Genomic DNA, 12,315 nt, shown 5'->3' on the forward strand with positions numbered 1-12,315 from the left:
CCGCAGGCCCTGGAACACCTCCCAACGGTTGCGAGTCTGCTTTCCAGTCTGCCAGTGGGTTGCTGGCGTCCCACCGCCCCGTTGCGAGGTTGATAGGGACGTTGAAGATGATCGTGGAGAGGAGCGCTGCCGCGAAGGACGCCGTCGCCAGCCATCGCCACAGCAGCGGACCGCCCTGGCCGCCTGGGATGGATGCATGGAGGACGGCCAGCACCAGGCAGAGGGTCATGCCCACCGCATGACCCGCCCGAAGGTCCGCAGCAGCCCCTGCTCGACGCTGATGTGGTGGGTCGGAGGAAGCCGCCGCAGCACGGGGTGCACCAAGGCGTAGGACCCGAACTCCGCGCATGACACGAACCCGGTAACCAGCAGCGTGAAGCCGCCGAGAACGTCCACCAGGGTCATGACGCAGGCTCCAGCTCGACCCGGATCAGCACACGCTCGCGCGCGGCACGGTCCAGGTCCAGCGAGCCGTCTTCGTTCTTTTGCACTCCAGCCAGACGAGCGTAGGAGGGCTGCGAGGCGATCAGGTCCCGCATGGCGGCTCTCACCTCCGCTTCGTCTTTCACGGCCCAGGCGATTCCGCTCAGCGTCCGACCGGCGATCCGAAGCTGCACCGGCCTCCCTCCCTGCATATTGCGCCACCAGCCGCTGTCGGTGGTCATAATCACCTCCCCGTTGCGCCGGAGATACGCCAGCGGCAGGTGGTACCGCCGCCCGGTCTTTCTGCCCTGGAACGAGAGGAGTAGGAACCGCCGGCTCATCACCGGGTGAAGTGGCGACCGAAGGATCGCTTTCGGGAAGTGTTTGAGGAAACGCATCTCTGCCATCGCGACTATCCTGCCATAACTTATCGATAGATAGGTTACCGATTGGCAGGCTGCTCGTCAAGCCCCCTCCGGCTACCTGGTTCCGCCGCTCAGGCGCGCTTCGTCGCCGCCTGGTCGATGGCGCGCACAGCGAGCTGGATCAGGTCGTCTTCCGGGGGCCACTCCAGCTCCGGTTTGGTGATCCGGAGGTCGACGATGCCGTGGAGGGACGCCCAGAGCTCCAGGGCGAGTGGTTCCGACCGAACGCCGTCACCCAGTCGGTTGGCGACCAGCTCAAACAGGGTCGCCAGCGAGGAAGCGCCCGGGTGCGGCTCGCCTTGGGGGAGCCCAGCGCCCGCGGGACCCGTCCCGGCCGTGCTGAAGAGCAGTCGGTAGTGACCCGGGTTGGCCAGGCCGAACCGGGTATAGGCTCGACACGCCCGCAGCAACCGCTCCCCGGCGTCGCTGGTCCCCTGGGCCGCAGCTGCCAGCGCCTCCCGGAACTCGCCGAAGCGAAGCCCCAGCACCTCCCGCACCAGGTCCTCCTTGCTGGAGAAGTGGCGGTAGACGGACGGCGAGGTGACCCCGACCGCCGCTGCCACCGCCCGGACGCTCACGTACCTGGCGTCGCCGGCCTCGGCGAGCAGCTGGGACGCGGCCTCGAGCAGCTCGACGCGAAGCCGCTCTCCCGCACCCTTGCGATTGCGGGTCCGTCTGGCCACGCAATGCAAGATACGTTATCAAGCGGTAAGTTATCTCAGCCGCGGATCACCTGATGCACCGCGGGCCACACCTCGGCGCAACCTTCGAGACCAGCCAGGCGGCGGCGTTCTCTTCGGCGAGCGGGTCGAGCGCTAGCCAAATATCCGGTCGCTCGCCCCGATCGTGCTCCGCCCCCTGAGCTTCGCCTCCCCACAAGCCGGCAACGAGGTGCTGGAGGCGCTCGAGATGCTGGCTGGCATGAACTGCGAGCTTCGCGTCAACGTGCCCGCCGACGCGCCCCTCGAAGTGGTCCCCAAGGGCGCGGGCCGGGAGCGGCGGACGGCTCAGGGCTCGAGCCCAAGGGCCCCGGCAGCCGCAGCAGCTGCGGGTTGGTGCCTTCAGAGGAGCCGGGTCCGGGGCCGCTCAGTGGACTGGTGTGCCCAGCGTGCAGCTGACCAGTCCGTGCTTCTCCAGGTAGCGCTGGTGGTATTCCTCAGCCCGCCAGAACGTCTCCGCAGGAACGATTTCGGTAACAATCGGACGCCTGAAGCGAGGCTGCCAGCGCTCGCGCGAAGCCTGGGCCGCGCCAAGTTGGGCCTCATCTGAGGCGAAGACCACCGAGCGGTACTGGGTGCCGACGTCAGGCCCCTGGCGGTTGAGAGTTGTGGGGTCGTGGTTCTCCCAAAACAGGTCCAGCAGCTGGTCGTAGGACACCCGCTCGGGGTCGTATTCGACCTGCAGCACCTCGGCGTGGCCGGTGCGGCCTGTGCACACCTCACGGTAGGTGGGGTTCGCCTTGCTGCCGCCCATGTAGCCCACAGCAGTGTCGAGCACCCCCGGCAGGGCCCGATAGGTCGCCTCGACCTGCCAGAAGCAGCCGGCACCGAAGGTTGCGACCGCCATCAGCTTGTGCCCTCTTGACGAAGCTCCAGGGCCGCCGAATTGAGGCAGTAGCGCTGGCCGGTCGGCTGCGGACCATCGTCGAACAGATGGCCCAAGTGACCGCCGCAGCTTGCGCAGCGCACCTCCGTCCGCGTCATGAAAAGGCTGCGGTCCTTGTGCAGCGTGACCGACGCGTCGTCCGCCGGAGCCCAGAAGCTCGGCCAGCCCGTGCCGGAGTCGAATTTTGTAGCCGACTGAAACAGCTCGGCGCCGCAGCCGGCGCAGTGATAGCTGCCCTGTTCGTGGACGTCCCAGTAGCGGCCGGTGAAGGGGCGCTCGGTACCCTGCTCCCGAAGGACGTGATACTGCTCAGGGCTGAGCTCCGCCTTCCACTCCTGCTCGCTCTTTTCGACTTTGGTGCTCATGGCTTCACTCTAGACCGAGCCGGCGTCCGCTCTGCCAACCCCCATTCGCCTCAGTCCAGGAACGCTCAGGCGGCGGAGGCGATGATGCCGCCGCCCAGCACCCGACTGCCCTCGTACAGGACTGCGGCCTGGCCGGGCGCGGCGCCAGAGAACGGTTCCGCCAGCTCCAGGCGGCCGGCGGCATAGGTCGCCATCACCGGCCGGGCGCGGTAGCGCAGCCGGGCCTGGCAAGCAAGCCGGTCAGGCGCCGCTCCGGCCACGAAGCGAACGGACGAGAGCTCCACCTGCCGCACTGCCAGGTCCTCCCTCCGGCCCACCGTCAGGTGATTTCGACCTGCGTGGACGGCTGTCACGTACCAGGGGCCGGGCTGGTCGAGCTGACCCAGCCCCTGTCGCTGGCCGACCGTGTACAGCGCCGTGCCCGCATGCCGCCCCAGCACCCGTCCGCTCTTGTCCACCACGTCGCCGGTGGCGACCGGCAGCCGCCTGCTCAGATAGGTGCGCGTGTGGCCGCGCGGAATGAAGCAGATGTCCATGCTCTCCGGCTTGGTCGCCACTGGCAGGCCGAGGTCGGCGGCCAGCCGGCGAACCTCCGGCTTGGTCAGCTCGCCCAGCGGGAAGCGCAGCTTCGCCAGCACCGGCTCGGTCAGGTGGTAGAGCATGTACGACTGGTCCTTGGCCGGGTCTCGAGCCTCGTGGAGCTCAGGCCCGAGGGGCCCTGCCAAGATCCGGGCGTAGTGCCCCGTTGCCATGGCGTCGAAGCCGAGGTCGAGCACGCGCCGCAGCATGAGGTCAAAGCGGACGAACGCGTTGCAGTTGAGGCAGGGATTGGGGGTCCGGCCCTCGCGATAAGCCTGGTGGAAGGGCTCGATGACCCGTTCGCCGAACTCCCGCTCCAGGTTCCAGACGTAGTAGGGAATGCCGAGCTGGGCGGCCACGCGGCGGGCGTCCTCCACCGCGGAGAGCGAACAGCAGCCCCCATGCCGGCCCGCGGCTTGATCGTCGCGCGGCCACTGCTGCAGGGTGATACCTGTCACCTCGTGCCCTTCTTTCGCGAGCAGGGCTGCCGCCACGCTCGAGTCGACTCCGCCCGAGAGGGCCACCGCGATGCGCATCCTGCCAGTCTAGGGAGCGATCAGAGAGGCGGCGAAGCGGGCGCCCAGCCTCTGGTTTGGGGCGCCAAGGGGTAGGGGATGTCAAGCGCAGTCAGGCCGCTTGGGCTTCAGACAAGCACGGTGACGCCGGCCGACTTGATCCGGCGCCACGGCCGAACGGCGGTGAACGCTAGGGCGCTCGGGCCGCTTTCGTTGGCTTTGACGGCAACATCGCGGCTGCTGTGAACGCTCGCCCCAGCCAACGCTGAAGTTCGGCCGGATCGTTCATAACGCTCTCGGGCAGCATGACCTTGTCGCTCCGAGCTCGTCCGTTACCCATGGGATCGAACAAGGCCGCCCCCTCGAGCGCCAGCGCTGTTGCCCGATCAGACTCGTCCAACATCACCATCGTCGACCGTCCGAACAGACCCGCGAACAGGTGGCCGTTCACCTTCGCAGCGACCCCACCGAACATCCGGACGGTCTCCACGCGGGGGTCCTTCGGCAGCGCCGCGCGAAAGACGGGATGGTTCTCGGGAGGGACCTTGACCCAAGCCAAGTCCGCAGCGTACATCGATTCGCTCGCGTCCTAAGAACGCGGCTGCTGTTACGGTCCCGTTATGGAGGTCCTCCGCCCCGAGGCGTCCCAACGTGAGCACGAGGCGTCCCAAGCGAGAGCATGAGCGTCCCCGAGGTGACCACACGCGGCCGCGTCGGAGCAGGCCGAGTCCGAGAACCTCGTACCCCCTTAGCTGCTAACTGACGTGGCCGATCCAATGAATCCGGTTGCACCGGTTACGAACGTGCGCCTGGCAGAGCCTCCCGCCACCGCCGGCACTATGGCGATCTCGTCGGTCGCCTTCAACTTGGAAGCCAGGCCGTCACCCAGGCGCACGTCGTCTTCGTTGAGAAAGAGATTTACGAACTCGCGCGGCTCCCCCTGGTCGTCGAGGAGTCGACCCTTGAAACCAGGGTGCAGGCCGTCGAGCGCATCGATGGCGCCGCGCAGATCCTCCGCCTGGACTTCGACGACGGGTTGACCGCCGCTCAGATTGCGCAGTGGACCGGGGATACGGAATTGGGGCACTTGTAACTACTCCTTGGCTGTCCTGAGAACTCTCTCCTGGAACGACCGCAGACTCGGGTCTATTTCGATCAGGTGGTCGAGTTTGGAATCCGCGACGGCCTCGGCCGCCTTCAGGCCATGACCCGTCACGTAGGCCACGACCACCTCCTCGCCGCTCCAGCGGCCGGATCGTGCCAGCTTGGCCAGAACGCCGATGGTCACGCCGCCGGCCGGTTCCGTGAAGATGCCCTCCGTCCGAGCCAGAAGCCTGATCGCGTCAACTATCTCAGGCTCGCTCACAGCTTCCACGACGCCGCCGGTCTCGGCCGCGATGCGGACCACGTCGCCGCCGTCCGAGGGATTGCCGATGGCGATTGAGCGAGCGATCGTGTCAGGCCGGACTGGCTGAACCCGCTGGCTGCCTGCCCGCCAGGCGTTGTAGACGGGCGCGCAGCCCAGCGCCTGCGCGCCGGTCAGCCGCGGCAGAGCGGCCGGCTCGGGGGCCAGGCCGAGATCGATCAGCTCACCGACAGCGCGGCGATGGCGAACGAACTGGCACCCGCTGGCGATGGGGATCACTATCTCGTCCGGCAGCCGCCAGCCAAGCTGTTCGGCGGTCTCATAGGTCAGCGTCTTCGAGCCCTCGGCGTAGAAGGGCCGCAGGTTCAAGTTGCAGAACCCCCAGGGCAGGTCCTCCAGCAGCTGGCTGCAGAGCCGGTTCACCTGGTCGTAGTTCCCCCGCACCGCCACCAGATGGGGCTGGAAAACGCTTGTCGCGGTCACCTTCCCGGCCTCCAAGTCGTCGGGGATGAAGACGTAGCAGTCCATTCCTGCCCGAGCGGAGTAGGCGGCCACCGAGTTGGCGAGGTTTCCGGTGGAGGCGCAGCCGAAAGTTTGGAATCCGTGCGCTCGACCCCAGGAGATTGCGACCGAAACCACCCGATCCTTGAAGGAGTTGGTCGGGTTCATGCTGTCGTTCTTGAGGTAGAGGTTGCGCAGCCCAAGCTCCGCGCCGAGCCGATCCGCCTTGATCAGCGGCGTCAACCCCTCACCCAGAGAGACGATCGGCGCGTCGTCCGGCAGCGGCAGCAGGTCGCGATACCGCCACATGCTGGTCGGCCCCGCCTCGATGCTCGCCCGGCTGACCCGCCGGCTGATCTCCGCGTAGTCGTAGGCGACGTCAAGTGGTCCGAAACAGGCCGGGCAGACATGCGTGGCCTGCGTCTCGTACTCCTGCCCGCAGGCCCGACAGCGCAGGCCGAGCACCCGGCGCGACACGGTGACCGGCGCGCCAGCACCGATCGACGTCTGCATGCACGAAGTCTATCCGGGCGGCGCCGGCTGCGGCCAGACCGCCGGCAAGGATGCACTGGTGCCAGATACTTAGGTAGACTAACTAACGTGTCGACGCCCATCACTGAGGCAGCCACCGTTCTCGAGCTGGCCGGCCGTGTGCGCACTGTGGTGACGCGGCTCAATCGCCGCCTTCGACGCGAAGCGGAGGGAGGACTCAGCCCCACTGCGAGCTTGGCGCTGGCCAGCCTGCGCAGCCATGGACCCCTGTCACTCGGTGAGCTGGCGGCCGAGGAGGGAGTGAAGCCGCCCACTATGACCGCGACAGTCCAGGCTCTGGAGGAGCTCGGCTACGTTAGCCGTCAGTCGGAGCCGGGTGACCGGCGCGTCAGCCGGATCGCCATCACCACCCGCGGCCGCCATGAGCTGGATCGGCGGCGGCGGCAGAAGACCGCCTACCTGGCCGCTCGGCTGCAGCATTTCGCCTCCAGCGAACTTGCCCAGCTGCAGCGAACGCTGGAACTGCTCGAGAAGCTGCTTGAAGAGGGCCCCCGGTGACGGCGTTGCGCCGCCTTGCAGGGGGCACCTTTGGCTCCCTGGCCGTCCGCAACTACCGCCTGTATTTCTTCGGTCAGGTCGTCTCCGTCAGCGGCAGCTGGATGCAGCGGATCGCCCAATCCTGGCTCGTCCTGCATCTGACCGGGAGCGGCGTCGCGCTCGGCGCTGTCAGCGCCCTCCAGTTCCTGCCTGTTCTGCTCCTTGGAGCTTGGGGCGGCCTCGTGGCGGATCGATTCGACAAGCGCCGCGTCCTCCTCGGCACCCAGGCGGCGATGGGCGTGCTGGCTCTGGGCCTGGCCCTGGCAACGCTGAGTGGGGTGGTCAACGTCGCGATGGTCTACGCCTTCGCTCTGGCCCTGGGCTTCGTCGCCGCCATCGACATGCCGGCCCGGCAGGCGTTCGTGATGGAGATGGTGGGACGCCAGCACATCACCAACGCGGTCAGCCTCAACAGCGCTGTGTTCACCAGCGCCCGGGTGATCGGTCCGGCCCTGGCCGGCGTCCTGATCTCGGCAGCGGGGACCGGCTGGTGCTTCCTGATCAACGCCGCCTCCTTCCTGGCAGTGCTGCTGGCGCTGGCCGCGATGAACCCGTCGGAGCTGCAGCGCTCACTGCCGGCAGCTCGCGGTCGGGGCCAGCTGCGAGCGGGAATCAGCTACGCCTGGCGGAACCGCGAGGTGCGGGCGCTGCTGCTCATCATCGCTTCCGTGGGCACCCTCGCCCTGAACTTCAACGTCATCCTGCCGCTGGTCGCGCGGAACAGCTTCCACGGCGACGCCACGACGTTCGGCCTGCTCTTCTCGACGCTCGGCCTCGGCTCTCTGGCAGGAGCCCTCTTCACCGCCTCCCGGCGGACGATTGGCTGGCCGGGTCTGCTCGGCGCGCTTTTGGTATTCGGTCTCTGCCTGCTCGGTGCGGCTGTGGCGCCGGGCCTGATCTGGGAGCTCCTCGTGCTGGTCCCCCTGGGCGTTGCCTCGCTGGCCTTCCAGGCGACAGCCAACTCCACCCTGCAGCTCAGGGTGGACGCTGCCTTCCGGGGCCGAGTGATGGCCCTTTACGGCGTGGTCTTCGTCGGCAGCACTCCCTTCGGATCGCTCCTCGTGGGCTGGGTGGCGGAGCAGTATGGGCCTCGCTCCGGCTTCGTCCTGGGCGGCGTGAGCGTTCTCCTGACAGGGCTGGTCGCCACCTACTGGTGGCGCCGCGAGCGCCAAAGAGGTGCTGCCAGAGCCAGCGGCGAGACGTGGCGCGGGGAGCTGCGCGACCGGCCGGCGTCCTGATCTCGCGCTGACGTAACCGAAGCAGGAATCTGTCCACCTGTCAGCGCTGTCCCTGGTCAGGCGCTGTGAAAGCGCGCCGCCGCCGCATCCAACTTGACGATGTCCTCGGTGTCCAGCCGCAGATCTCCCGCCGCCGCGTTCTCCTCCAGCTGCGCCACCGAGCTGGCGCCGGGAATGGCTACCACCTGGGGCTGATTCACGAGCCAGGCGAGCGCCACCTGGGAGGCGGTGGCCCCGTGCCGCTCCCCGACTGCCCTGAGCTCCGCCCCGAGAACGGCCAACCGCTGCGGGCGGCGGAACAGCGGGTTCAGGCGGCGGATCCGGCCGCTGGGCCGGCGCTGAGGTCCGTAGCGGCCGGAGAGCGCGCCCTGCGAGAGCGGGCTGTAGGCGATGACAATCCGGTTCTCCCGCTGGGCGAAGGGCACCAGCCCGGCCCGCGGCTCCTGCTGCAGCAAGCTGTAGGAGACCTGGTTGGACAGCACTGGCGAACCGAGCGCCCGATCTGCCCGCTGCCACGCGGCCAGCGAGTAGTTGCTCACCCCGGCGTGACGGATGAGGCCCTGCGCGAGCAGCCGCCCGAGGCCGCCCAGCTGAGCTGAAGCCGGCACCAGTGGGTTGGGGAAGTGCAGCTGGTAGAGGTCGATCTGCTCGACCTGCAGGCGTCGGGCGCTTCCTCGCGCCCGGCGGCGGATGACGAAAGGGACTGGCAGCACCGGAAAGATCTTGGTGGCCAGGAACGCCTGCTCGCGGCGGCCGGCGATAGCCCTGCCGACTATGCGTTCGGAGCGGCCGAGCCCGTAGATCTCGGCGGTGTCGATCAGATTGATGCCGAGGTCCAGCGCCCGATTGACTATCTCGGCGGCCGTCCGCTCGGCATATTCGCCGCCGTACCCCCACTCCCCCGAGCCGAACTGCCAGGTGCCGAGGCCGATGACGGAGATGCGCTCGCCGCCCGCCTCCACATATCTCACTTGCGGTCCTCACTGCGTGTCATCCGCTCAAGTGATACGCAACTGAGCCGGCTGGGTAGAGTCGCCCAGTGCGCAGGGAGGTTTTCAGCGGGCGACTGATAAAGGTGTTCGTGGACGCGAGAGGCAACGAGCTGGTGCTGCATCCGGCTGCTGTGGTCATCGCGGCAGTCGATGCGCAGGGCAGGACGGCCCTGGTCAGAGTGGACCGACCGATGACCGGCGGCACGCTGCTGGAAGCACCCGCCGGGCTGATCGACGCCGGTGAGACGCCGGAGCAGACGGCCCGGCGGGAGCTGCGGGAGGAATGCGGTCTGGAAGCCGGTCGCTGGCACCAGCTGGGTGGTGGCTATTCGAGTCCTGGCTTCTGCGACGAGCGCATCTCTCTCTTCCTGGCGACGGAGCTGGGCAGCGTGGGCGGCGAGGACCCTGACGGGTCTGTCAGAGAGCGGCTCTGGCTGCCTCTGGAGGAGGCCATCGGCGCTGTCGCTGAGAACCTGCCCTGCCAGGCCGCACTTCTACTGGCCGCGCGCCGGCTGAGCCCGAACCGGGGATAATCGCAGGCCAATGCGCATCTTTTCCGGCATCCAGCCGACTGGGGATAAGCACTTCGGAAACTATTCAGGCGGATTCCGCCAGTACGCGGCCACTCAGGCGGAGGGCGAAGCTTTCTTCTGCATCGTCGACCTGCATTCAGTCACAGTCGACTACCACCCGTCGGCCCTGCGGGAGAGCTCGCTCAACCTCGCCGCCATGCTCTTTGCCACCGGGCTCGAACCCGACCGCTCAACCATCTTCGTCCAGAGCCACAACGTCGCCCACGCCGAAGCCGCTTGGCTGCTCTCCGCCGTCGCCAGCTTCGGCGAGCTCCGCCGCATGACCGGATTCAAGGAGAGGGCGGAGCAGCAGACCTTCGTCACAGCCGGCCTGTTCACCTACCCGGTGCTCATGGCCGGCGACATCCTGCTCTACCAGACGGATCTCGTGCCCATCGGCAACGATCAGCGGCAGCATCTGGAGCTGGCCCGCGACATGGCGGTTCGCTTCAACCAACGCTTCGGCGAGACGTTCAAGCTGCCACGGGGACAGTACCCGGCGCAGGGAGCACGGATCATGGACCTCACCAACCCCGAAAAGAAGATGGGCACGACAACAAGTTCGGACATGGGCAAGATCCTGCTCGTCGATCAACCGGATGCGATTCGGAGGAAGGTGATGTCAGCGGTGACCGACGCGGGACGTGACGTACGAAGGGCGGAGGACAAACCTGGCGTGACAAACCTCATCGACATCATGTCGGTGGCTTCCGGGCGCTCACCGGAGTCGATCGAGGCGGAGTATGACGGCCAGGGCTATGGTCGCTTCAAAGCCGCCGTCGCGGAGGCGGTGATCGAGTGCCTCAACCCCATCCGGGAGCGCTACCTCAGGTTGCGCTCCGATCCGCTCGAGCTGGAAAAGTTGCTCAGCCAGGGCGGGGAGAAGGCGCGCGAAGTGTCCGCGCCGACTCTGCAAGCGATGTACGACGCGATGGGTTTCGTACGCCGGAGCGGCTAGACAGCATCCGGCTCAGGAGCCTGCCGCTGCACTCGCAGTCCGGAATCCCCCTCCTCCACTCGCTCGCTGAGGAGCCTGTCGTACACCATCTGCGACCACGACTCCATGGCCAGGTAGTGGATGCGCATCTCCTCCAGCGTGAGCAGCTCACCTGAGAGCTTGTCGGTCTCGCGGATGGCGATCTCCGCCGAGTCCCCGTCGATCAGGAACACAACTCCCAGATGCACTTTCGAGACAGGTGAGGAGTCGTCGTTGAGCAGCCCCAGCAGCTCTGCTTTGAACCTGCCCCGGTACACAACCTCCTCCTCCCATTCCCGGCGCATGCCATCAGCGATCGGATCTCCCCCTGCCAGATCGCTCCGGTTGATGTGACCGCCCACGCCCAGCGAGTACTGCTGGCGGAGGCGCTTCTCAGAGGACGCCTTCAGCCGGCGGGTGAGGAAGTAGTGGTCACCGTGGCGGAACGCGCAGTAAGGGATGATCTGCTGGTAGGTGCTGTCGTCCTCCACCTCGGCCCGGGGTAGGAAGAACGACTGCTCCCGAATCACCCGCTGACACCTCTCCAATCCCTCGCCCACGAAGCCGTGCCAGGCGCCGTCGGGAAAGATCTCAGCCCGCCGTACGCAGAGCACCTCCTCGCGCCGCGCCGCCATCAGAGCTGCGTCCGATCGAGCAAGGCCTCAGTCCTGAGCGGGCTGAGCGGGGTCAGATCGAGCGGCGGAGTATCGCCCAGCAGCATCGCCGCCAGCGATTCGGCCACCGCCGGCGAATGCATGACGCCGTGACCTGAGAAGCCGCACATCGCCCAGATCCCCTCTCGTTCAGTCGATCCCACCAGCGGGTGGTGATCTTTGGTCATCTCGTAGAGGCCCGTCCAGTGGTCCTCCGGCTGCTCGGCTGCAGCCGCCGGGAGGCGGCGCTCAAGCCACTGGCGATGATGCTCCCAGGCGTTCGGATCGCCCGGACCGATGACGAGCAGCCGGCCCTGCCGCTCGCGGCAGTGGTAGCCCGAGCCGGCCTCCAGAAGCACCGGAGTCTGCGGCTTCAACCACTCGAAGGGGCCAACCTGGAAGACGCCCCGCTCGAGCGGCGTCACGCCCAGGTCGACGCCGAGCGACGCTGCCACCTGACGTGACCAGCTGCCGGCGCAGATCACCACCTGCTCCGCGGCCAGGTCCTCCCGGCTGGCATTGGTCTCATAGCGGAAGCTGGCCCCTGCCGCGGTGGCCTCCTCACGGGCGCAGGCCAGCACCTTGGCCGGCAGATAGACGCCGTCCCAGGCGCAGTAGTTCGTCCCGAAGAGGTCGTCAGCGACGACCTCGGGAAAGAGGGTGCGAGGGTCGGGGTGCTGGATGGGGAGTCCGTGCGCGGCCTGCAGCTCGGCGCGCGCTGCCAGCTCAGCCCCGGCCACGGCCGTGTCGGCGAGATACAGGTAACCGACCGAAGCGAACTCGATCCGATCGGCGCGGGCGGCGAAGTAGGGCCGCGACGCCAGCGAGAGGCTGATGTTGAGAGCGCTGCCGTGCTGGACCCGGAAGCCGCCGAGCGCTTTTCCGGTCGAGCCAGTGCCGAAGGGACAGGGATCGACGACCACCACGTCCCGGCGCCCGCCCAGCGCGAGCGCCCGGGCCAGCGCAGCGCCGGCCACTCCGCCGCCCAGGATGGTGATCACTCTGCGACTCTAGCT

16 protein-coding genes and 1 pseudogene are annotated in these 12,315 nt (G+C 67.6%); 4 read left to right on the forward strand and 13 right to left on the reverse strand.

Annotated elements, in window-relative coordinates; genetic code table 11:
• The 10 genes and pseudogenes from ACR2MZ_RS09000 to thrC all read right to left on the reverse strand — a co-directional run.
• A pseudogene (locus ACR2MZ_RS09000) lies at positions 1-229 on the reverse strand (hypothetical protein); the annotation flags it as partial.
• Entirely contained in the window at positions 226-405 is a 180-nt protein-coding gene (locus ACR2MZ_RS09005) for a hypothetical protein (RefSeq protein WP_434004717.1), read from the reverse strand. The pseudogene ACR2MZ_RS09000 and the gene ACR2MZ_RS09005, both read right to left, overlap by 4 nt.
• Positions 402-830, reverse strand: coding sequence for a nitroreductase/quinone reductase family protein (locus ACR2MZ_RS09010; protein WP_434004718.1), 429 nt, complete (start codon positions 828-830; stop codon positions 402-404). The genes ACR2MZ_RS09005 and ACR2MZ_RS09010 overlap by 4 nt, the downstream gene beginning before the upstream one ends.
• Before the next feature lie 89 nt (positions 831-919).
• The gene (locus ACR2MZ_RS09015) at positions 920-1,531 is read right to left on the reverse strand and encodes a TetR/AcrR family transcriptional regulator (RefSeq protein ID WP_434004719.1); all 612 of its coding nucleotides are present in this window, start codon (positions 1,529-1,531) and stop codon (positions 920-922) included.
• A 403-nt stretch (positions 1,532-1,934) separates the two neighbouring features.
• On the reverse strand, positions 1,935-2,414 hold the full coding sequence (msrA, locus tag ACR2MZ_RS09020) for a peptide-methionine (S)-S-oxide reductase MsrA (RefSeq protein WP_434004720.1): 480 nt from the start codon (positions 2,412-2,414) through the stop codon (positions 1,935-1,937).
• Positions 2,414-2,818, reverse strand: coding sequence for a peptide-methionine (R)-S-oxide reductase MsrB (gene msrB, locus ACR2MZ_RS09025; protein WP_434004721.1), 405 nt, complete (start codon positions 2,816-2,818; stop codon positions 2,414-2,416). Before msrB ends, msrA begins: the two co-directional genes overlap by 1 nt.
• 65 nt (positions 2,819-2,883) lie before the next feature.
• Complete coding sequence (gene mnmA / locus ACR2MZ_RS09030; RefSeq protein WP_434004722.1) at positions 2,884-3,933, reverse strand: tRNA 2-thiouridine(34) synthase MnmA; 1,050 nt, start codon at positions 3,931-3,933, stop codon at positions 2,884-2,886.
• 169 nt (positions 3,934-4,102) lie between these two features.
• Entirely contained in the window at positions 4,103-4,471 is a 369-nt protein-coding gene (locus tag ACR2MZ_RS09035) for a TfoX/Sxy family protein (RefSeq protein WP_434004723.1), read from the reverse strand.
• Between the two features lie 189 nt (positions 4,472-4,660).
• On the reverse strand, positions 4,661-4,999 hold the full coding sequence (locus ACR2MZ_RS09040) for a MoaD/ThiS family protein (RefSeq protein ID WP_434004724.1): 339 nt from the start codon (positions 4,997-4,999) through the stop codon (positions 4,661-4,663).
• Between the two features lie 6 nt (positions 5,000-5,005).
• Positions 5,006-6,292, reverse strand: coding sequence for a threonine synthase (gene thrC, locus ACR2MZ_RS09045; RefSeq protein WP_434004725.1), 1,287 nt, complete (start codon positions 6,290-6,292; stop codon positions 5,006-5,008).
• Between the two features lie 87 nt (positions 6,293-6,379).
• Between thrC and ACR2MZ_RS09050 the strand changes: the two genes are divergently transcribed.
• Positions 6,380-6,829, forward strand: a complete 450-nt coding sequence (locus ACR2MZ_RS09050; RefSeq protein WP_434004726.1) for a MarR family winged helix-turn-helix transcriptional regulator — start codon at positions 6,380-6,382, stop codon at positions 6,827-6,829.
• On the forward strand, positions 6,826-8,106 hold the full coding sequence (locus ACR2MZ_RS09055; protein WP_434004727.1) for an MFS transporter: 1,281 nt from the start codon (positions 6,826-6,828) through the stop codon (positions 8,104-8,106). The genes ACR2MZ_RS09050 and ACR2MZ_RS09055 overlap by 4 nt, the downstream gene beginning before the upstream one ends.
• Positions 8,107-8,162: 56 nt before the next feature.
• Here ACR2MZ_RS09055 and ACR2MZ_RS09060 read toward each other — a convergent pair whose 3' ends face one another.
• Positions 8,163-9,077 carry an aldo/keto reductase gene (locus tag ACR2MZ_RS09060; protein WP_434004728.1) on the reverse strand — a complete coding sequence of 305 codons (915 nt, stop codon included), beginning with the start codon at positions 9,075-9,077 and terminating at the stop codon, positions 8,163-8,165.
• Between the two features lie 68 nt (positions 9,078-9,145).
• On the opposite strand from ACR2MZ_RS09060, the gene ACR2MZ_RS09065 reads away from it, so the two are divergent.
• Positions 9,146-9,631, forward strand: a complete 486-nt coding sequence (locus tag ACR2MZ_RS09065) for an NUDIX hydrolase (protein WP_434004729.1) — start codon at positions 9,146-9,148, stop codon at positions 9,629-9,631.
• A gap of 10 nt (positions 9,632-9,641) precedes the next feature.
• Positions 9,642-10,628: a tryptophan--tRNA ligase gene (gene trpS / locus ACR2MZ_RS09070; RefSeq protein WP_434004730.1), complete on the forward strand. Its 987-nt coding sequence runs from the start codon at positions 9,642-9,644 to the stop codon at positions 10,626-10,628.
• Here trpS and ACR2MZ_RS09075 read toward each other — a convergent pair.
• Positions 10,625-11,281 carry an NUDIX domain-containing protein gene (locus ACR2MZ_RS09075; protein WP_434004731.1) on the reverse strand — a complete coding sequence of 219 codons (657 nt, stop codon included), beginning with the start codon at positions 11,279-11,281 and terminating at the stop codon, positions 10,625-10,627. The genes trpS and ACR2MZ_RS09075 overlap by 4 nt on opposite strands.
• Positions 11,281-12,300, reverse strand: coding sequence for an NAD(P)/FAD-dependent oxidoreductase (locus tag ACR2MZ_RS09080; RefSeq protein ID WP_434004732.1), 1,020 nt, complete (start codon positions 12,298-12,300; stop codon positions 11,281-11,283). The genes ACR2MZ_RS09075 and ACR2MZ_RS09080 overlap by 1 nt, the downstream gene beginning before the upstream one ends.
• Positions 12,301-12,315 lie beyond the last annotated feature (15 nt).

It is taken from the genome of Candidatus Dormiibacter sp. (assembly GCF_050999135.1).
Taxonomy (GTDB): domain Bacteria; phylum Chloroflexota; class Dormibacteria; order Dormibacterales; family Dormibacteraceae; genus Dormiibacter; species Dormiibacter spiritus.